The 19,236-nt window shown below is 61.3% G+C and carries 17 protein-coding genes; 8 read left to right on the plus strand and 9 right to left on the minus strand.

Annotated features, from left to right (window positions below; translation table 11 throughout):
- The first annotated feature begins 138 nt into the window (after positions 1-138).
- The 5 genes from AC244Q_RS29615 (at position 139) to AC244Q_RS29635 (ending at position 5,900) form a co-directional block, all read left to right on the plus strand.
- Entirely contained in the window at positions 139-1,605 is a 1,467-nt protein-coding gene (locus AC244Q_RS29615) for a PAS domain S-box protein (RefSeq protein ID WP_128405714.1), read from the plus strand.
- A 426-nt stretch (positions 1,606-2,031) separates the two neighbouring features.
- Positions 2,032-2,427 carry a DUF1236 domain-containing protein gene (locus AC244Q_RS29620; protein ID WP_003554242.1) on the plus strand — a complete coding sequence of 132 codons (396 nt, stop codon included), beginning with the start codon at positions 2,032-2,034 and terminating at the stop codon, positions 2,425-2,427.
- A 99-nt stretch (positions 2,428-2,526) separates the two neighbouring features.
- Entirely contained in the window at positions 2,527-3,405 is an 879-nt protein-coding gene (locus tag AC244Q_RS29625) for a DUF1236 domain-containing protein (RefSeq protein WP_128405715.1), read from the plus strand.
- A gap of 764 nt (positions 3,406-4,169) precedes the next feature.
- Entirely contained in the window at positions 4,170-4,721 is a 552-nt protein-coding gene (locus tag AC244Q_RS29630; RefSeq protein ID WP_128405716.1) for a hypothetical protein, read from the plus strand.
- A 477-nt stretch (positions 4,722-5,198) separates the two neighbouring features.
- The gene (locus tag AC244Q_RS29635) at positions 5,199-5,900 is read left to right on the plus strand and encodes a DUF899 family protein (protein ID WP_003554235.1); all 702 of its coding nucleotides are present in this window, start codon (positions 5,199-5,201) and stop codon (positions 5,898-5,900) included.
- Between the two features lie 25 nt (positions 5,901-5,925).
- On the opposite strand, the gene AC244Q_RS29640 is transcribed toward AC244Q_RS29635, so the two are convergent.
- The 6 genes from AC244Q_RS29640 to hutI all read right to left on the minus strand — a co-directional run bounded on the left by AC244Q_RS29640 (position 5,926) and on the right by hutI (position 12,627).
- Positions 5,926-6,555, minus strand: a complete 630-nt coding sequence (locus AC244Q_RS29640; protein WP_003554233.1) for a J domain-containing protein — start codon at positions 6,553-6,555, stop codon at positions 5,926-5,928.
- A gap of 175 nt (positions 6,556-6,730) precedes the next feature.
- On the minus strand, positions 6,731-7,306 hold the full coding sequence (locus tag AC244Q_RS29645; RefSeq protein ID WP_128407419.1) for a HutD/Ves family protein: 576 nt from the start codon (positions 7,304-7,306) through the stop codon (positions 6,731-6,733).
- 5 nt (positions 7,307-7,311) lie between these two features.
- The gene (hutU, locus tag AC244Q_RS29650; protein WP_003554229.1) at positions 7,312-8,985 is read right to left on the minus strand and encodes a urocanate hydratase; all 1,674 of its coding nucleotides are present in this window, start codon (positions 8,983-8,985) and stop codon (positions 7,312-7,314) included.
- A gap of 24 nt (positions 8,986-9,009) precedes the next feature.
- The gene (hutG, locus tag AC244Q_RS29655) at positions 9,010-9,831 is read right to left on the minus strand and encodes an N-formylglutamate deformylase (RefSeq protein ID WP_128407420.1); all 822 of its coding nucleotides are present in this window, start codon (positions 9,829-9,831) and stop codon (positions 9,010-9,012) included.
- A gap of 1 nt (position 9,832) precedes the next feature.
- A complete protein-coding gene (gene hutH, locus AC244Q_RS29660) occupies positions 9,833-11,368 on the minus strand; it encodes a histidine ammonia-lyase (RefSeq protein WP_128407421.1) in 1,536 nt (511 codons plus the stop codon).
- A complete protein-coding gene (hutI, locus tag AC244Q_RS29665; RefSeq protein ID WP_128407422.1) occupies positions 11,365-12,627 on the minus strand; it encodes an imidazolonepropionase in 1,263 nt (420 codons plus the stop codon). Before hutI ends, hutH begins: the two co-directional genes overlap by 4 nt.
- A 122-nt stretch (positions 12,628-12,749) precedes the next feature.
- Between hutI and AC244Q_RS29670 the strand changes: the two genes are divergently transcribed.
- Positions 12,750-14,096, plus strand: coding sequence for a formimidoylglutamate deiminase (locus AC244Q_RS29670; RefSeq protein ID WP_128407423.1), 1,347 nt, complete (start codon positions 12,750-12,752; stop codon positions 14,094-14,096).
- Between the two features lie 118 nt (positions 14,097-14,214).
- Positions 14,215-14,934: a histidine utilization transcriptional repressor HutC gene (hutC, locus tag AC244Q_RS29675; RefSeq protein WP_128407424.1), complete on the plus strand. Its 720-nt coding sequence runs from the start codon at positions 14,215-14,217 to the stop codon at positions 14,932-14,934.
- A 315-nt stretch (positions 14,935-15,249) separates the two neighbouring features.
- On the opposite strand, the gene AC244Q_RS29680 is transcribed toward hutC (AC244Q_RS29675), so the two are convergent.
- From AC244Q_RS29680 to hutC (AC244Q_RS29690), 3 genes are all read right to left on the minus strand, one after another.
- Positions 15,250-16,017 carry a Crp/Fnr family transcriptional regulator gene (locus AC244Q_RS29680; RefSeq protein WP_128407425.1) on the minus strand — a complete coding sequence of 256 codons (768 nt, stop codon included), beginning with the start codon at positions 16,015-16,017 and terminating at the stop codon, positions 15,250-15,252.
- Between the two features lie 109 nt (positions 16,018-16,126).
- Positions 16,127-16,363 carry a DUF6894 family protein gene (locus AC244Q_RS29685; protein ID WP_012763419.1) on the minus strand — a complete coding sequence of 79 codons (237 nt, stop codon included), beginning with the start codon at positions 16,361-16,363 and terminating at the stop codon, positions 16,127-16,129.
- Positions 16,364-17,393: 1,030 nt separating this feature from the next.
- On the minus strand, positions 17,394-18,149 hold the full coding sequence (gene hutC, locus AC244Q_RS29690; protein WP_128407426.1) for a histidine utilization transcriptional repressor HutC: 756 nt from the start codon (positions 18,147-18,149) through the stop codon (positions 17,394-17,396).
- Between the two features lie 197 nt (positions 18,150-18,346).
- Here hutC (AC244Q_RS29690) and AC244Q_RS29695 point away from each other — a divergent pair, with 197 nt between their 5' ends.
- Positions 18,347-19,189 (plus strand): transporter substrate-binding domain-containing protein, encoded by an 843-nt coding sequence (locus AC244Q_RS29695; RefSeq protein WP_128407427.1) that lies wholly within the window; start codon positions 18,347-18,349, stop codon positions 19,187-19,189.
- Positions 19,190-19,236: the final 47 nt, after the last annotated feature.

The following is a 19,236-nucleotide window of genomic DNA, read 5'->3' on the forward strand; positions in this document are numbered from 1 at the left end:
CGCCTCGATTTTTTTTAAGTCGATCTCAATCCGCGATCGCGTCAAGCGACATGTCTCCTGGCCGGTCTTGCTCCCTTTCCACCGTTGACTTGCCGCCCGCGAACTTTCAAGAATGACGAAAAGACCGAGGCCCGTTTCATGCACGAAAGTAATCCCGCTGTGCCCCATCAGGGCGAATTGGCCGCGCTCATCCTCCGCTATGATTGGGCAAACACCAGCCTCGGGCCGGTTTCGTCGTGGCCGATCCAGCTCAGATGCGCGGTTGATATAGCGCTTCCCTCGCGTGCCCAGATCGTCATGTTCTGCGGCCCAGAACTCATCGCCATATACAATGACGCCTATGCACCGACGATTGGAGCAAAGCATCCGGCGGCGCTGGGAAAGCCGGCAAAGGAAAACTGGGCCGAGCTGTGGGATGATCTGGAGCCGCTGCTGCGCAAGGTTTTGGAGACCGGCGAGACTGTCTTCGCCAAGGACAGGCCTTTCTATATCGAGAGGCATCACAAGCCGGAAACGGTTTATTTCGATATTTCCTATTCGCCGGTATTCGATGAAAACGGCAGGGTCCTGGCGGTCTTTTGCATCGTCAGCGAAACGACGGGTCGGGTCGGCTACGAGGCTAAGCTCAAACGCCTGGCATCGATCATTTCCTCCTCTGAAGACGCAATCCTCGGTATCGATCTCGCCATGATGGTGACCGACTGGAACGATGGAGCCGAAAAGCTCTACGGCTATTCATCCAGCGAAATTCTCGGCCGGTCGGTGACGGTTCTTATTCCAGATAATCGCGTGGACGAGGAGGCGCGCATCATCGCGCGCATCAAGGCCGGGGAGCGTATCGAGACCCATGAGACGATCAGGCGCCATAGGAGCGGAAAACTCTTGGACGTCTCCCTTACGGTATCTCCGATCTATGACGTAGAGGGACGCATCGTTGGCGCCTCGAAAATCGCGAGAGATATTACGGCGCGCAAGGAAGCGGAGCGGGTGCAGGAGGTTCTGATCGCCGAGTTGAACCATAGGGTCAAGAATATCTTGGCGACGGTTGCGGCGATCGCTCGTCAGACATTCGCGGGAGCGCCGGATGCCGAGGCGGCGAGGGCAGCTTTCGACGCCAGGCTCCAAAGCCTGGCGAGAGCGCATGATTTGCTCACCCATGGCAATTGGGAGGCGGCAAGCCTTGGAAATGTGGTTTCCGAGGCGCTGTCAGCGTATCCGGCGGAGCGTCTCGACATTAGCGGGCCGGATCTCAATATCTCGCCCAAAGCAGTGGTCGCGCTGGCGCTCATTGTACATGAGCTGGCCACCAATGCCGCGAAATACGGTGCCTTATCAGCCGAGTCGGGAAAAATCGCAGTGTCATGGAAGTTGGAAGGTTCACCCGACCCGTCGCTCATACTGCTGTGGAGTGAAAGCGGCGGCCCCCCAGTTAAGCCTCCCTCAAGGCGGGGGTTCGGGTCGCGCTTGATCGAGGCGATGTCCTCGGGACAGCTCAAGGGCCGTGCAGAACTTGCTTACGACGACGGTGGCCTGCGTTGCCTGATCAGCGCGCCTCTGGATGTGGAATGGGCAGACACCGATCACGAGGTTGCTGCCTCTGCTTAAAAACGGGCGTCCGGTGGCCAGGGGTCCCGGTTGCCGTTGACTGGGACTGGCGCGTATCGCGCCTCGGGCTTCACGCCGCCTTCAGATCCCGACCGGGCGCAATCGGCAGCTTCGCGCGCAGGGGTCGAATTTGGGGCAGGGACAATGACCTCGAACTGCTGTTCCCGCAAAAGCGCTGCGAACTGTCTTTGGAGTGGGCCTCTCGAATCTTCTCTTTTGCCACCTGCCATGGCATGCCGCCCGAGAACATAGCGAACCCCAATCAAGGACCGGATGCTGCTTCGCTTTCCAACCCAACAGGCTGCCGAGTTCTGCGGGCTAGGACCAAGGTCTGAGGAGGCCCGGTCTGAAGTCCTACTTCTGGAACACTTCCTCCATCCTGCGGTTTGGTCCCCAGCGGAATCAAACATACAAGGAGGAAAACAGATGAAGATCAAGGCACTAGGAATTGCCGCGAGCATCCTGTTGGCATCGACTTCTGCCTTTGCGCAGTCTTCGACGGTGACAGGTGCAGCAGGTGGTGCCGCAACGGGTGCCGTCGTCGGCGGCCCGGTGGGTGCTGCTGTCGGCGGCATCGTTGGCGGTGTGGCGGGTAGCGTCATCGATCCGCCGCCGCAGAAGGTGGTGACCTATGTTCAACAGGCTCCCGCCCCGACCGAGCGCGTCGTGGTGAAGGAGAAAGTCGTCGTCGGACAGCCTCTGCCGGAAACCGTGGTCGTCACGCCCATTCCCGATGACCCGAAGTACGCATACGCTATCGTTAACGATCAGCGTGTGATCGTCGAACCTTCCTCTCGGAAGGTCATCCAGGTCATTCAGTGACCTTCCGGGCGGCTTTGGCCGCCGCTTAACAATCAGGGCAAGCATGCGACGCATGAGAATGCGGGGCGGCATCGCGTGCCCAAACTTTGGAGATTGATCATGAAAAGCAACCATCTCGCCATGCTCGTGGCAGCGCTGTCCCTCAGCGTGTCGCCACTGGCCACGTTGCCAGCAGCAGCCCAGCAGGACACCAAGAGCGGCAGCCAGGCTCAGTCCGGTTCTCAGACGGGCACGGACGCCACTTCGCAGGCCGGCTCCAAGGCCACCGGAACTGGCACCGACTGCACGCCCGACGCGTCGGGTGCCTGCCCGCAAGGCAAGGGCCAATCTTCGCAGCAGAAATCGGACCAGGGTTCGGACATGAAAAAGAGCGCCGAGCAGCCTTCGACCGATAGTTCGACGAGCGGAAGTTCCTCCGGCAAGTCTTCGACGGAAGCCAAGCCCGGATCCCAAGACGCCAGCGGTGGCACCACGACCGAACAGACCCCGGCCGCCAAGTCCGGCAGCACCGATACCAGCGGCTCGGCTAAAGCAGGCACGAAGAGCAGCGCCGAAACCAAGCCCGCGGAGGGCACCGGCAAGGGCGCCACCACGCAAAGCGGCGATGCGTCCAAGCAGTCGACCGACCAGAACACGTCGACGACCAACAAAAGCTCTTCCGAAACCAACGTCAACAACAACGCCACGACGAACAATCAGACGTCCAACACCAAGACCAACGTCAACATTTCCGTTGAACAGCAGACCGAAATTCGCCAGGTGGTGAAAGAGGTTCATGTCGAACCAGTGAAGGAAGCGAACTTCACGGTTTCCGTTGGAACGACGATCCCGAAGAAGGTTCGTCTCGAACCGCTGCCGCCCCGCATCGTGAAGATCGTTCCGCAATACGAAAGCTACCGCTTCTTCATCCTTGCGGATGGCCGGATCGTTATTGTCGATCCCGATGCTCTCACGATCGTCTACATCATCGAGGCCTAACACGCGCTTCCCGGCGGCGTCCTTGCGCCGCCGGGGGCCGCAGGAGGGATCAATGATCCACCATGAAGACAAGGGATCGGGACCACCTTTCCCATAGTCGTCATCCTGGTTGCCATTGTCGCCCTTATCGGCGGCCTGGTTCTGTCTTCAGGCCATCAGCCGCCGGCACGAGTTTGAGTCCCCGCCAGTTCGACAGGTCGGTGATCTCATCTCACATGACGGAGGCGACGGCTTGCCGGTGTCTTTTCGCATTTGCGCGCGAGACCGAGCGTCGTGCTCAGCAATCCACTGGCACATCATCTTGTGAAGTAGACCATAGGGTTTAAGGGGCGGCGTCATTCTCGCGACTGCCGAACTGCCAATACCGACGCTGGCGCGCTTCGAGGAATCAAGCATCCAGCCCGTTCCGACTATTTATCGTGGTCCTTGCCGGCCAGGTTTATTCGATGATCTGGCAAAAACGCTGGACCTGAACAGGCAACAGGGCTTTGTGGCAAGGACCGCGGGCGATTTCGCGGAGAATGCCATGCCTGAATGCGTGGGGAAATATGTCAGGGAAGGATATGTCCAGACAGAGACCCATGGGGTGAAGGCGGAACTCATCCCAAACCGCTTGAACGACGCCTAACGGCGCAGAGTTGCTGCCACCAAATCGAAAGTCCACCCGACAACGCGCGAGTGGCACACCGCTTCGTTGCACTTCATCTAGCTTTGCATCAGAGTCATCTGAGTACATGATGAAGCCGTCAAGATAGGGGCGACTCATGAAGTGCATCTCTGAACTTTTGATGGGATTGGCGGGAGCGACCTTGGTCGTCATTAGCGCAGTTCAACCGGCGGAAGCTAACAGTGACAATGGCGAAGACCCATCTTGTGAAATCGTCAACCTTGCATACGCGGCAACCATGAACGCTACCCGGTCGAGCGTGACGGCTTATGCCGAGCAGGACGATGGATCTTTAGTGTTTATTGCCGATTTGCGAACCCAGTTAGGTACTAATTATCTGAAAGATTCAACGCGAAAGCAATGGATCCGTTACCCACAGACAAAGTGGGTTCCAGCGGACCGATTTGGTCCAAAAATAACTCACTGTGTATTGAAGGGTGATGAAAGTCACCTGGATCTCGCGGCAAAGCACTATTCAGTTATCCGTCATGAGGCACCGCATGTCTCTAAAGTGGATTTTTGGATTACGCATGACGATGGACGAATTGTAAAAATGCGAATTGGGCCGTGGGGAGTCAAGCTTAAGTCCGGACTAGGAGTAATTGAAATCCGGAAGTTCGATGATGAGGCATTGACCCCTCCGCTTTGATCCGCAGCCGCAACAGAGTTGCGCTTCCATTCGAACGGTATGTCCGATGCTTTTGTCGAAATCCTGAAGCGGAATTACATGCGCATATCAGTTCCACAGGACGTTGAAACAGCGCTCCAATCGCGCCGACGTCCAGTTTCCGTGAAAACCTTAAACCGCTGCGCCGGCACGTCTGAACTGGTGCTATGTGTAAATCATGTAATCGTCATATGTCGAAGCCCCGTTCGGCAACAACATCAACAATCACACGCTGTTCCAGAAGGTGGGGCCATAACGCCGCTTGCGTGCAACCCAACTCCCTCGACAGCGTTGGAGGTAACTATTTCTGCCTTCGAAACCTGTGGCATTTGCTACATTCCGTGAATATTTTCCGTCGGCACTGTCGATTTTCGCCTTGGCCGATCGTCCTTATCACAATGTGCTGGCACCGCGGTCGTGGCTTCAGCACGTCGTCGGGCAACAGAAGGAGCAATTGTCATGGATAATCAGCATCTCGTACCTGCCGCCGTGCTTGCGGCCAAGAACGGCGTCCGGTTCCCCAATGAGAGCGAGGCGTATCGCAGCGCCCGCGACGCGCTGCTGGCCGAAGAGATCGAATTGCGCCGGCACATCGAGCGCGTGGCAAGACAGCGCCGGGCGCTGCCGCCGGGCGGCGAGGTGACGAAAGACTACCGCTTCGAAGGCAGCGACGGGCCGATCTCCTTTAGCGAACTCTTCGCCGACAAGGAGACGCTGATCGTCTACAGCTACATGTTCGGTCCGCAACGCGAGCGCCCGTGCCCGATGTGCACTTCGCTGCTATCGTCCTGGGACGGCGAGGTGCCCGACATTCAGCAGCGCGCAGCCTTGGCCGTCGTCGCCCGCTCGCCGATTGAAAAGCTGCTCGCCTTCAAGAAGGAGCGTGGCTGGCATCACCTGCCGCTTTATTCCGACATGACGGACGATTACAGCCGCGACTATCACGCAATCGGCCAGGATGGCGGCGACGACGCGGCCTTCAACGTTTTCACGCGGCGCGACGGCACCATCCGCCATTTCTGGAGCCAGGAGATGGGCGGGGTGACGGCCGATCCCGGTGAGGATCCGCGCGGGGCGCCCGACCTGATGCCGCTCTGGACCGTCATCGATTCGACGCCCGAAGGCCGGCCGGCCGACTGGTATCCCAAGCTGTCTTATTAAGATCAGCCGCGTCCTACGCCGCCCGTCAGCCGGTGGAGCGGTTTCTGGAGGGCTCGGCCCATTCGATGCTGGTGACCGTGTCATCCGGCAGCGGCGGCGGATCGATGTCGTAGACATAGCCGGAGATCATGTCGGCGGCGCGTTCCGTCGCCTTGATCTTCGCCTCGGTTTCGGCGACCGCCTTGGAGATCGCTTCGATGCGGGCGCGGAACATGTGGGCAAGCACATCGCGGCCTGACTGTTTTTCGAGCCGTTCCAGATGCAGGCCGATTCGCGAGGCGTGGCGCTCGAGCTCGCTCTTGCTGAAACGCGCCTTGCGCAGTTCTTCGGAAAGGCTGTCCTGCATGACGGCGACGGGATCGAAACTTCCGGGCGCGCGCTCGTCGAGCACCGCGTCGGTGACGAGCTTCTCGATCATCACCAGCGCCTGCAATTCGGCCGCGTCGGCGAATTCGACGTCGTAGCCGGTGTCGTCGTAGACCTTGCGCCGTACCGGATCGAGAAGCAGCCCGTAGGCTTTCTGCAGATGGGCGAAGGCGTCCGAATCACCGCCCGAATCGGGATGGGCAACTTTTGCCAGGCGCCGATAGGCGGCCTTCAACTGCGCCTCGTCCGCATCGCGTTCAACGCCGAGAATATCGTATGGATCCGTCACGCCTGCTCCCTTGCTCCCCGCCACGTTGCGGGCAGTCTAGGTCTTCTTCCGCATCACAAGGGCGAAGTTTAGACCGAAACGAGGAATGACGTCCATGGCCCGAGATGGCGATGGTTTATGCCAATGCTTCGCCAAATCCTAGATTATTTAATGTTTTCAACTCGTTGTTCGAAGATCAGCCTGCGGTGATCGAAGCGAGATAACATGTGGCTTTGCCATCGATTTTTAGCACGGTGGCAGTCGCGTCCTCGATCAGCAGCGCATCGCCGGCCGCGAGCGCGCCGGTCTCGCCGCCCCGGCGGAATGAGAGTGCGCCGAAATGGCAAAGCAACAGGCATGTCGAGGGCGAAAGCGGCACGGACTTGCCGCCATCGACGTCGATGCGGATCAGCGTATGGGTAAGCCCGTTGCGGCGCGTCATCACGTTGAGATCGGTGATGGCTCCGTCCTCGAGCCTGGCCGCGACCGGGATATCCGCCGTGAAGGCCAGCGGATCGCTTGCCATTGTCAGAACCACGGGCTTGCTGCCTGCGACATCGAGCACCATGCCGTTGCCATCAAGGATTGCCAGCGTGCGGTCGATGCCAGGAAAGATCGAAAACGGGCCATCCTCTGCGACCGTTGCCATGCTGATGCGCCAGTCGAAGTCATTGATCGACGCGCCGGGCGGAAAGACGGCGATCTCCACCGTCTCTCCCTTGCCGTTTTTCCAGGGCATGCGTTTGTGATCGCCGGCGCGCAGGATCCTCACCGGGCTCAGTTCCCGAGAATGCCGGGCAGGCGCAGGCCCTTTTCCTTGGCGCAGTCGATGGCGATCTCGTAACCGGCATCGGCGTGGCGCATGACACCGGTCGCCGGGTCGTTCCAGAGCACGCGCTCGAGGCGTCTTGCGGCATCGTCCGTGCCATCGGCGCAAATGACCATGCCGGAATGCTGCGAGAAGCCCATGCCGACGCCGCCGCCGTGATGCAGCGACACCCAGGTGGCGCCCGACGCCGTGTTGAGCAGGGCGTTGAGCAGCGGCCAATCGGAGACGGCGTCGGAACCGTCCTTCATCGCTTCGGTCTCGCGGTTCGGCGAAGCGACGGAGCCGGAGTCCAGATGATCGCGACCGATGACGATCGGGGCGGAGAGCTCGCCTGTTCTCACCATCTCGTTGAAGGCGAGGCCGAGCTTGTGGCGGTCGCCCAAGCCCACCCAGCAGATGCGCGCCGGCAGGCCCTGGAAGGCGATGCGCTCCCTGGCCATGTCGAGCCAATGATGCAGGTGCTTGTTGTCAGGCAGCAGCTCCTTCACCTTGGCATCGGTCTTGTAGATATCCTCCGGATCGCCCGAAAGGGCCGCCCAGCGGAAGGGGCCGATGCCGCGGCAAAACAGCGGCCGGATATAGGCCGGCACGAAGCCAGGGAAGGCAAAGGCGTTTTCGAGGCCTTCATCCTTGGCGACCTGGCGGATATTGTTGCCATAATCGAGGGTCGGCACGCCGGCGTTCCAGAAGGCGATCATCGCTTCGACATGCTCGCGCATCGAGGCGCGCGCCGCTTTTTCCACGGCCTTCGGATCGGTTTCGCGCTTTGCCTTCCATTCGCCCATCGTCCAGCCCTTCGGCAGGTAGCCGTTGATCGGGTCGTGCGCCGAGGTCTGGTCGGTGACGATATCGGGGCGGATGCCGCGGCGGACCATCTCCGGCAGGATTTCGGCGGCGTTGCCGAGCAGGCCGACGGATTTCGCCTCGCCGGCCTTGGTCCAGCGGTCGATCATCTCAAGCGCTTCATCGAGCGTCTCGGCCTTGGCGTCGACATAGCGGGTGCGCAGGCGGAAATCGATCGAATCGGGATTGCATTCGACGGCAAGGCAGCAGGCGCCGGCCATGACGGCGGCGAGCGGCTGGGCGCCGCCCATGCCGCCGAGCCCGCCGGTCAGGATCCATTTGCCCTTGAGATTGCCGCCGTAGTGCTGGCGGCCGGCCTCGACGAATGTCTCGTAGGTGCCCTGCACGATGCCCTGGGTGCCGATATAGATCCATGAGCCGGCCGTCATCTGGCCGTACATGGCAAGGCCCTTCTTATCCAACTCGTTGAAATGATCCCAGGTCGCCCAATGCGGCACGAGGTTGGAATTGGCGATCAGCACCCGCGGCGCATCCTTGTGGGTGCGGAACACGCCGACCGGCTTGCCGGATTGCACGACCAGCGTTTCTTCTTCCGTCAGCGTCTTCAGCGTCGCGACGATGCGGTCGAAATCCTCCCAGGTGCGGGCGGCGCGGCCGATACCGCCATAGACGACGAGCTCGTTCGGATTTTCGGCGACGTCGGGGTCGAGATTGTTCATCAGCATGCGCAGTGGCGCTTCGGTCATCCAGCTCTTGGCATTGAGATCGTTGCCGCGGGGCGCGCGGATTTCGCGGATATTGTGGCGTGGATTGCTCATGGCGGTTCCCCTGTCGAGAGATCGTTATCGTTTCAGGCCTGGCGCAATCTGTTCGATGCGCACCAGAATGTTCTTGAGATGGACGCGAAGTCTGTCCGCCTTGGCGGCGTCATAGGCAAAGGGCGCCGCCTCGCTCTGCAGATGCGTCGATTGCGCGAGCTCCATCTGGATCGCGTGCACGCCGGTTTCGGGGCGACCATAGTGGCGTGTCGTCCAGCCGCCCTTGAAACGACCGTTGAGCACGCTGTCGTAACCCTCAGCGGCTTCGACGACGGTAAGCGTCGCCTGCTCGATGGCGCTGTCGCACGACTTGCCCATATCGGTGCCGATATTGAAATCCGGCAGCTTGCCTTCGAAGAGGAAGGGAATGTGGGAGCGGATCGAGTGGCAGTCGTAGAGGATCGCGACACCATGGATTGCTCTCACGCGCTCGATCTCGGCGGCAAGGGCGGCATGATAGGGAGCATGAAAGTCGCGCAGCCGCGCCGCGATATCGGCCTCGTCGGGAGCGGCGCCTTCCTTCCAGATCGCCTTGCCGTCGAAATCCGTTTCCGGCACGAGGCCGGTGGTGTTCTGGCCGGGGTAGAGACTGACGCCGGCCGGATCGCGGTTGGCGTCGATCACGTAGCGGTGGAAGGTGGCGCGCACGGTGGTGACATTGTCGAGCAGGCCGTCATAGAGCTGGTCAATGTGCCAGTCGGTGTCGGCCAGCATCCTGCCATTGTCGTTGAGCCGGTCGGCGATCTCGGGCGGCACCTCGGTGCCGGTATGGGGGAAGCCGAGGATGACGGGGGAGGTGCCTTGGCGACTTTCGCATGGGGCGGAGACTTTTTCCTTCATCATCATCTCAGCTCTCCAGAACCGGCAATATCCCAGAGGAAACCGAGGCGTTCAGCGCACCCGTCGCCACCAGTTCGGCGGCGGCGGCGAGGTCGTTTGCCATGTAGCGATCGACGTCGAGGCTCGCCACCTTGGTGCGGATGGCCGTGATCGCCTTGCCAAGCTCCGGGCTGGTCGACAGCGGCGCGCGCAGTTCGACGCCTTGGGCGGCGGTCAGCGCCTCGATGCCGATGATGCCGAACAGGTTCTCTGTCATGGCGAGCAGGCGGCGGGCGCCGTGGCAGGCCATGGAGACATGGTCTTCCTGATTGGCCGAAGTCGGGGTCGAGTCGACCGAGGCCGGGTGCGACATCTGCTTGTTCTCGGACATCAGCGCCGCTGACGTCACCTCGGCGATCATCAGGCCGGAGTTCAGGCCCGGCTTCTTGGCGAGAAAGGCCGGCAGGCCGTAGGAGAGAGTCGGATCGACGAGCAGCGCGATGCGGCGCTGCGAAATCGCGCCGATCTCGCAGACGGCGATCGCGATCTGGTCGGCGGCGAAGGCGACGGGTTCGGCGTGGAAATTGCCGCCGGAGACGACGGAATTGTCCGAGAGCACCAGCGGATTGTCGGTGACCGCATTGGCTTCGATCTCAAGCGTGCGGGCAACCGAACGCAACAGATCGAGGCAGGCGCCGTCGACCTGCGGCTGGCAGCGGATGCAATAAGGATCCTGCACGCGCTCGTCGCCCTCGATGTGGCTCTGGCGAATGATGGAGTTTTCGAGCAACGCGCGAAGTGCGGCCGCCGTGTCGATCTGGCCCTTATGGCCACGTAATGTATGAATATCCGGATGGAAGGGCGCCGACGAGCCCATGGCGGCATCGGTGGACATGGCGCCGGTAATCAGCGCGGCCTGCGCGGCGCGATGGGCGCGAAAGAGGCCGGCAAGCGCCAGCGCCGTCGAGGTCTGGGTGCCGTTGATGAGCGCCAGGCCCTCCTTGGCGGCGAGCACAACCGGTTTCAGCCCGGCCTTTTCGAGGGCTTGCGCCCCTGAAAGCCGTTCGCCGGCGAAGAAGGCTTCGGCCTCGCCCATCATCACCGCCGCCATATGGGCAAGGGGCGCAAGATCGCCGGAGGCACCGACCGAGCCCTTTTCCGGGATCAGTGGAGTGACGCCCTTTTCCAGCATGCCTTCGATCAGCCGCACCAGCTCCAGCCGCACGCCGGAGGCGCCGCGCCCGAGCGAGACCAGCTTGAGCGCCATGATCAGCCGCACGATGTTGTCGGGCAGTGGCGCGCCGACGCCGCAGCAATGCGACAGGATGAGATTGCGCTGCAAGGTGGTCACATCGGCGCTGTCGATCTTGATCGAGGCGAGTTTGCCGAAGCCGGTATTGATGCCGTAGACCGGCGCGTTACCGGCGGCGATCTCGGCGATGCGGGCAGCGGCCTTGGCGATCCCGGCATCGAAGGCGGGATCGAGCCTTGCCGGCGCACCGGTCCAGTAGATGGTTTCGAGATCCTTGAGCGAGACGGAGCCCGGGTGGAGCGTGATGGTCATCGACCGTTCCTTTCGCCCTTGAAGACGCGTGCGTGAAGCGGATTGAAGCCGATGCGGTAGACGAGCTCGGCGAGGCTTTCGATATTCCAGACGGCGAGATCGGCGGATTTGCCGGGTTCGAGTGTTCCCGTCTGGTCGAGCAGGCCAAGGGCGCGGGCGCCTTCGCGGGTGGCGCCGGCGATGCATTCCTCGACGGTGAGGCCGAAAAGCGTGGCCGACATGTTCATGGTGAGCAACATCGAGGTGAGCGGCGAGGTGCCGGGATTGCAATCGGTGGCGATCGCAATCGGCACGCCTGCCCGCCGCAGCGCCTCCACCGGCGGCTTCTGCTTTTCATGGATGGCGTAGAAGGCGCCGGGGAGCAGCACGGCAACGGTGCCGGCCGCGGCCATCGCCGCAACGCCATCTTCGTCGAGATATTCGAGGTGATCGGCTGACAATGCGCCATAGGAGGCGGCGAGCCTGGCGCCGCCAAGATTGGAGAGCTGCTCGGCATGCAGCTTGACCGGCAGGCCGAGCGCTTTGGCCCTGTCGAAGACGCGGGCGATCTCGGTGGTCGAAAAAGCGATGCCCTCGCAGAAGCCGTCGACGGCATCGGCAAGACCGAGGCCATGCATGTCGTCGAGACCGGGCAGGACGACATCATCGAGATAATCGCCGTTGCGACCCTTATATTCCACAGGCGTCGCATGGGCGCCGAGATAGCTGGTGGCGACGCGGACCGGACGGACATGGCCGAGCAGGCGAGCGCTCTGCAGCATCTTCACTTCACCGGTCCGGTTCAGCCCGTAGCCGGACTTGATCTCGATCGTCGTGACGCCTTCGGCAAGCAGCGTGTCGAGCCGCGGCAGAGCCTGCGCGACGAGCTCCTCGACCGATAGCGCATTGGTTGCCTTCACCGAGGAAACGATGCCGCCGCCAGCGCGTGCGATCTCCTCATAAGTCGCGCCTGCCAGGCGCATTTCGAACTCGCGGGCGCGATTGCCGCCGTGGACGATATGGGTGTGGCAGTCGACGAGACCGGGCGTTACCCAGCGGCCTTCGAGATCGACGATTTCGGAATGTTCGATGGCCGATGCCGGCAGGTCGCTTTCGGCGCCTGCAAAGGCGATGCGGCCGTTTTCGATCAGCACGGCGCCCTTTTCAACGATGCCGAGCCCTTCCTTGCCAGGCGCCAGCGTGGCCAGCCGCGCATTGCGCCAAAGCACTGGGCGGGTGTCGGCGGATGGGGCTTCGTCTGAAAAAATGTTCCCGGTCATCAGCTTTGCGCCTTTCCTTATGCCAAAACATGTATATACATAATCGACAGGTGACAAGAGAAATTTTGCGCGCTTTTCTGGAAAAGAAAGATCGGCGGCACGGCAAGAGGAGAGGGAAGGTCATGACCATACTTCACGCAGACACGGCGCTGACGCCGCAGGGTTGGCAGAAGGATGTGCGGCTGACGCTTAAGGCCGGGCGCATCGCGCGGGTCGAAATCGGCACTTCTCCCGAGCCCGGCGACGAGTGCCATGCTCTCCTCGTTCCCGCCATGGCAAACCTGCATAGCCACGCCTTCCAGCGGGCGATGGCCGGCCTTGCCGAAGTGCGCGGCCCGGCCAATGACAGCTTCTGGAGCTGGCGCACCGTCATGTACAAGTTTGCCCTGGCGATGACGCCTGATCATGTCGAGGCGGTCGCGGCCAAGCTTTATGCGGAAATGCTGGAGGCCGGTTTTTCCCGTGTCGGCGAGTTCCACTATCTCCACCACGACAGGGATGGGGGCACTTACGCCAATATCGCCGAGCTTGCCGAACGCATTGGCGCGGCAAGTCAAGAGACCGGTATCGGCCTGACACTGCTGCCGGTCTTCTATGCCCATTCCGGCTTCGGCGGCGCTGCCCCGATCGACGGCCAGCGGCGTTTCATCAATTCGCTCGAAAGCTTCGAAAGGCTGATGGAGGGATGCCGGGCAGTCACCGGCCGGCTCGACGGCGCCGAGCTTGGGCTCGCACCGCACAGCCTGCGGGCGGCGACACCGGAGGAGCTCACAAGGCTGGTGCCGATGGCCGGCGACGGTCCCATCCATATCCATGTCGCCGAGCAGGTGAAGGAGGTCGAGGACTGTATTGCCTGGTCCGGCGCGCGGCCTGTGCAATGGCTGCTCGATCATGCGCCTATGGATGAGCGCTGGTGCCTGATCCATGCGACGCACATGACCGAGGACGAAACGCGGCGGATGGCGAAAAGCGGCGCGATCGCCGGCCTTTGCCCGATCACCGAAGCCAATCTCGGCGACGGCGCCTTCGCCGCGCCGCTTTTCCTCGAAGAGGGCGGGCGTTACGGCATCGGTTCGGATTCCAACGTGCTGATCTCCGTGCCGGAGGAACTGCGCCAGCTCGAATATTCGCAGCGCCTGGCGCTTCGCGCTCGCAACGTCGTCGCGGCACCCCGCGGTTCGACGGCGCTTTCGCTGTTCACACATGCGCTTGCCGGCGGCGGTGCCGCATTGAAAACACCGGCAGGTCTCGTTGAGGGCCATCACGCCGATATCGTTTCGCTCGATGCCACGGCCGTTCCCTATCTCGCAGGCGACCAGATCCTCGACCATTGGGTGTTCGCAGGCGGCGTTTCCGTCGATTGCGTCTGGGCGCATGGCCGCAAGCAGGTGGAAGGTGGTCGCCATCTCAAGCGTAATGCCATCGACCGGCGCTTCGTGGCTGTCATGGGTGAACTGCTGGCCGTTTGAAAAAGAGCTTTTCCTGTCCAGGCATTCGAATTAGAGCAATTCCAGCAAGTGTGGAGCGGTTCGCGTCCGGGATTGCGTGAAAACAAAGAGATAGCGGGAGACCAAACGGAACGTGGCGATGAACCAAAGCAAGGATCCCACCTTGCACCAGCGCATCCTTAGCGACATCGAGGGCCGTATCGTCTCAGGCGATTGGCCGCCGGGGCACCGCATTCCCTTCGAGATCGATCTCGCCACGCAGTATGACTGCTCGCGCATGACGGTGAACAAGGTGCTGACCCAGCTTGCCAAGGCCGGCCTGATCGAGCGCCGCAAGAAGTCCGGCAGCTTCGTCACCCAGCCGCAGGCGCAATCGGCCATTCTTGAAATCCACGATATCAAGGCCGAGGTGCGGTCGCTGAACCTGCCCTATTCCTATGCGGTTTCGAAGAAGACGAGCCGCAAGGCCAAGGTGGACGACAGTCGAAGGCTGGAACTGCCTGTGGCGTCCTCCGTCGTCGAAGTCGTCTGCATCCACAATGCCGGCGCGCGGCCCTTTTGCCTGGAGGAGCGGCTGATCAGTCTTGCGACGGTTCCAGAAGCTGCCAATGCCGATTTCCTGACGACGGCGCCAGGCCCCTGGCTGCTGAACCAAGTGCCGTGGAGCACGGCCGAACATCGGATCCATGCCGTCTCGGCCAATGCCGAAGTGGCCGCAGTCCTGGACATCGCGCGCAATACCGCCTGTCTCGTCGTCGAACGCCGCACCTGGAGCAATGCTGGCCCGGTAACGCATGTGCGGTTCACCTATCCGGGCGATCGCCACGCGTTGGTGGCGCGTTTCACGCCGGCATCGTGATAGAGAGCGCGATCCAACCGGCTGGTGCCCGGTGACGAACCAGCTGGATCCGCCCATGGCCGGCTGTCGGAACTGCTGGGCATGAGGCCCGCCGGCAGCGTCACCGTCCGCCATGTGATCAGCAAGACCCCTTAAAATCAGTGGTACGTCGCGGAGGCGGCCAAAGTCATGCGTTCCTTCCGCCGGGAACGCGATCGGCCGCTGTTGGGTGGCTTGCGCCTCAAGCTCTGGCTGGGCTGGGTGATAATTTGCCGGGATTAGCTGACCGCGGCGGCGGTATCGAGGCGAATGGTCGAGCACAGCGCGGGAGACTGCTCAAAGCATACCGTGAAGGGGATTTCCGTTTGGATGGACGGGAAGTACCGACGACCGCGTCGTCGTCTCGATCAGCCGCTCGTACTCCTGCTCCGGCACCCCGTAGCAGCCGTGGGCGATCTCAATCAGCTTGTCGCGATCCAGGATGCGGACGTTGCCGCGTGTCGATTTGATGGCGTAGATGCCCTCAAGGATGTGCAGCTCATCGGTGACGCCCGCCCGCCTGACGCCAAGCATCAGCGCCAGGAATTCGTGCGTCAGTGGCAGATCATTGCCGTCGATGCGGTCGTGACACATGAGCAGCCAGCGCGCCAGCCGCTGATGCACGTTGAATTTGGCGGCGGCCAGCGCGCTGTGGGCAAGCTGCAATTCGCAAGTGTGGACATAACGCAGCAACAGTTGCCGCACCTCTGGGCGTTCAAGGATCGGAACAAAATGCTCCGTGGCCACCTGAAGCCCGTGGCCCGGCACCTGCATGAAGGTACTGTTCGGGGTTCGGTCGACGCCCAGCACAATGGGATAACCGGCAATCCCCTCGCGCCCGATGTGGCGGATTTCAACGCTTTTGCCGTCCGAGCTTTCCGCAACCATCGAGGCGAGGCCGCTTTCAAGAAAGCAGACATGCTCGATCGGCTTGCGCGGCAGCACGAGCGCGTGCTTGACCGGAAGATCGACGGGTTCCAGGAACGGCGCCAGACGCCCGAAGGCTTCCTCCGGAAACCGGCGCAGCAACCTATTCTTAGTCCCGCTCTGCCTGATTATTGTCATGATAGCACCGCTTTGGTGACCAACGCGACGCCACTCCTATGGTTCAGAGAGTTCACGCTCTGTCTGATTTTGACAATAAGGCGGCTTTTCAGCATCGACGCCGATGGACCTAGTTCAACTGAACCGCCGACCGGAAAGGAACGGTTGCGACCAACGAGCCGTCTTCGGTCCTGATCTCGAAAGTGTCTCCGTCCGTGGGATCGCCCATGCGGATCCTTTCCGCGACGATTTCGCGGGCGGCGGCCGTTGCTTCCTCGAACGCCAGCTCGGGCGTGGCTAGGTCAATGCCTTCCAGATCTTCATTGAAGACATCGTTCCTGCGGACGTGGAAAAAATACTTCGGCATCGTTTGCTCCATCAAGAAGGACCCCCTAGCCTCTCAAGCGGGAAGTTGTTCCTCCCGAACCGCGTCAGCGGGCCAAGGAGGTGTGCGGGAGTGGGTCGCGCGAACAAGGGAACGGTTGCTCGCTTTGTCGATAGCGGCGACGCTTGCTCCCTCGCCGATAGAATTTCGACTCAGGAGGCCGCGCAGAGCGTCACCCAAGGCGTTAGGTCAGAGGAACACCAAATACCTTGTCTCGGCGCGGCCAACCCCTGGGAGGGGTAGATCGCAAGAGTATTAGGGCGGCTGAGACTCGCGAATGAGTCTCCTTCTCTCGCGCTCCGACTTCCAAACCGCGCGCGCGCGATAGCGGTTCCCGTACCATTCCGCACCAATCGTTTCGCCGGGCTCCATGGGCGTGCAACCCCTTCGCGTAGCCGGCTCGGGCGAATATCCCTTCACTGGAAAACCTGATTACCTGCGACAAGGTGTTCTTGAGAGACCACTGTCTCGCTCCTGCCTGCACGGGGACATCAGACATGGCGCGGTACTTCTCCAATGTTCATGACGGCACCTTCTTGACGCGGTGAATGCCCGCATGCCGGCCGAACTCCGGCTCGGGGGTTCGGAGCACCCGGACCTCCCCATCGTCCGCGGCAAGCCGTCGATCGGCCACATAGCCAAGCCAATGGTATGCATGGGTTTCGAGCAGGGCCGAAAAGCTCTTTAGACCACGCGGCGGGAGCTCTTTTCATCCGGCGACACTTATAGAGGTGACAAGAAGCCCGGGATGCGGGCCACCAAGGATCAGCATGAGGTAACTCAAGAACACCGCATTGTCGCCGTTCACACGTGGCTGGATGGCCAGGTGCGCACCGACGGAAAACTCGACCCTTAAGGGTTATATCCCGTCGCCGAATGGCACGGGCTTACCACGCGCCGCGGTCATGGTGAACGAGAAGGCCAGCCCGATCCTTTAAGGAATGGATGCGGCCGCTGCTGATCCTAATTTCTTTATTGTCGCAACTTCCATATACAAGATGCTGGGCGTTCTTCATTCCTCGGACATCTTGCCGCTGCGCGCTTCCAGCCGATAACGGTGGCCGGGATAGACGAGGCGGGCGGTCGAGACCACCTGTTTTGCCGACCATGTGCGCCGGCGGATCGTCAGGCAAGGTTCAGTCTTCATGATGGTCAGGAGCTTGCATTCCCAGGCCTGCGGCATCGCCGCCTCGACAACGTGCTCGGAGCCGCTGAGCGGGGCTGCGGCCGTAAGATAGGCGTTCGGCGTCAGCGTCGAAAAATCCTGGTCGAGATATTCAGGCGCGGCCTCCGGATGGACGAAACGGTCCTCGATCTGCACGGGAACGCCGTTTTCGCTGTGGACGATCAGCGAGTGGAAAACGGCCGCGCCTATCGCAAGTTCGAGCGCGTCGGCAACCTCGGGAGAGGCGGCTTCCTGGGCGAGAACAACGACGGAGGCCTCGTGGACATGACCGCGTTCGGCGATTTCCTCGGCGATGTTGCGGACCTCGAACAGTGCCGAATAGCCCTTGCGTTCGGCGACGAAGGAGCCGACGCCCTGGATGCGGACGAGTTCGCCCTCATTTGCAAGTTCGCGCAGCGCCCGATTGGCGGTCATCTTGCTGACGCCGAGCTCGACGACCAGCTCGTTTTCCGACGGCACCCGGTATTTCGGCGGCCACTCGCCGCTCTGGATGCGGTCGAGGATCACCTGCTTGACGCCGGCATAGAGCGGGGTGCTATCATTTTCCGCCAGTTCGCGCTTCATCTCGCCGGGACGTTTCATTGCCTATTCCTTTTGCACGAATGCAATTCGCCACATAAAGCGACTTTCCCTCTTGCATAACACAAAATATCTCATATGGTACCATATACAACCTCCCAATCGGTCCTTGAAACAGAAATAGGACGGGAAAGGGCAAGCCGGCGAAGATCGGCCGTGGTGCCGCAAGGTCTGTTTCAACTCCAGAGGAGAATTGATCAATGAAATTCAGCGCAATCCTGTTTTGCGGCGTGGCGGCTTTTTCCGCCTTCACCGCCCCTGCCTTTTCCAAGGACTGGACAAAGGCGACCATTACACTTGAAGGTGCTTACGCGCCCTGGAACCTCACCAATGCCGACGGCACGCTTGGCGGCTTCGAACCCGAACTCGCAAAGGTGCTCTGCGAGCGCGCCAAGATCGAGTGCACGCTGGTCGCCTCCGATTGGGATGGCATGATCCCGGCGCTTAACGCCGGCAAATTCGACGTCATCATGGATGCGCTGTCGATCACCGAGGAGCGCAAGCAGGTGATCGGCTTCACCATTCCTTATGCCGCTACTCCTGCTGCCTTCGCCACCGCCAAGGACAGCCCGCTGGCAAAGGCCGCCGGCACCGGCGCCACGATCAAGATGACGCCCGGCCAGACCGGCGTGAAGGAGATCGACGCGCTGAAGACCGCCTTCAAGGGCAAGACCATCGGCATCCAGGCTGCGACCGTCTACGCCAAGTTCGTCTATGATAATTTCGGCGATATTGCCGAGATCCGCGAATACAAGACCGGCGCCGACCGCGACCTCGACCTGCAGAACGGTCGCATCGACCTCGGCTTCGACGACGCCGTCTATTTCGCCAACGCGTTTAAGGCGGCCAACGACACGCTCGACTTCACCGGCCCCGAGATCGTCGGCTCGATCTGGGGCGAGGGCGAAGGCCTTGGCGTCCGCAAGGCCGATACCGACCTGCGCGACAAGTTCAACGAGGCGATCAAGTCGACGCTTGCCGACGGAACCGTCAAGAACCTGTCGATGAAGTGGTTCAAGGTCGACGTCAGCCCGCAGGAATAAGCGTTTCGGCCGCATAAACCTGTCTCCGGCTTTATCGCCGGAGACAG

It is taken from the genome of Rhizobium sp. CB2179 (assembly GCF_057653455.1).

What these genes read in the sequence shown, in the direction of transcription:
- AC244Q_RS29615 (WP_128405714.1), top strand. Translation starts at nt 139, where the DNA reads ATGCACGAAAGTAATCCCGCTGTGCCCCATCAGGGCGAATTGGCCGCG.
- AC244Q_RS29620 (WP_003554242.1), top strand. Translation starts at nt 2,032, where the DNA reads ATGAAGATCAAGGCACTAGGAATTGCCGCGAGCATCCTGTTGGCATCG.
- AC244Q_RS29625 (WP_128405715.1), top strand. Translation starts at nt 2,527, where the DNA reads ATGAAAAGCAACCATCTCGCCATGCTCGTGGCAGCGCTGTCCCTCAGC.
- AC244Q_RS29630 (WP_128405716.1), top strand. Translation starts at nt 4,170, where the DNA reads ATGAAGTGCATCTCTGAACTTTTGATGGGATTGGCGGGAGCGACCTTG.
- AC244Q_RS29635 (WP_003554235.1), top strand. Translation starts at nt 5,199, where the DNA reads ATGGATAATCAGCATCTCGTACCTGCCGCCGTGCTTGCGGCCAAGAAC.
- hutU (WP_003554229.1), bottom strand. Translation starts at nt 8,985, where the DNA reads ATGAGCAATCCACGCCACAATATCCGCGAAATCCGCGCGCCCCGCGGC.
- hutG (WP_128407420.1), bottom strand. Translation starts at nt 9,831, where the DNA reads ATGATGATGAAGGAAAAAGTCTCCGCCCCATGCGAAAGTCGCCAAGGC.
- hutH (WP_128407421.1), bottom strand. Translation starts at nt 11,368, where the DNA reads ATGACCATCACGCTCCACCCGGGCTCCGTCTCGCTCAAGGATCTCGAA.
- hutI (WP_128407422.1), bottom strand. Translation starts at nt 12,627, where the DNA reads ATGACCGGGAACATTTTTTCAGACGAAGCCCCATCCGCCGACACCCGC.
- AC244Q_RS29670 (WP_128407423.1), top strand. Translation starts at nt 12,750, where the DNA reads ATGACCATACTTCACGCAGACACGGCGCTGACGCCGCAGGGTTGGCAG.
- hutC (WP_128407424.1), top strand. Translation starts at nt 14,215, where the DNA reads ATGAACCAAAGCAAGGATCCCACCTTGCACCAGCGCATCCTTAGCGAC.
- AC244Q_RS29680 (WP_128407425.1), bottom strand. Translation starts at nt 16,017, where the DNA reads ATGACAATAATCAGGCAGAGCGGGACTAAGAATAGGTTGCTGCGCCGG.
- AC244Q_RS29685 (WP_012763419.1), bottom strand. Translation starts at nt 16,363, where the DNA reads ATGCCGAAGTATTTTTTCCACGTCCGCAGGAACGATGTCTTCAATGAA.
- hutC (WP_128407426.1), bottom strand. Translation starts at nt 18,149, where the DNA reads ATGAAACGTCCCGGCGAGATGAAGCGCGAACTGGCGGAAAATGATAGC.
- AC244Q_RS29695 (WP_128407427.1), top strand. Translation starts at nt 18,347, where the DNA reads ATGAAATTCAGCGCAATCCTGTTTTGCGGCGTGGCGGCTTTTTCCGCC.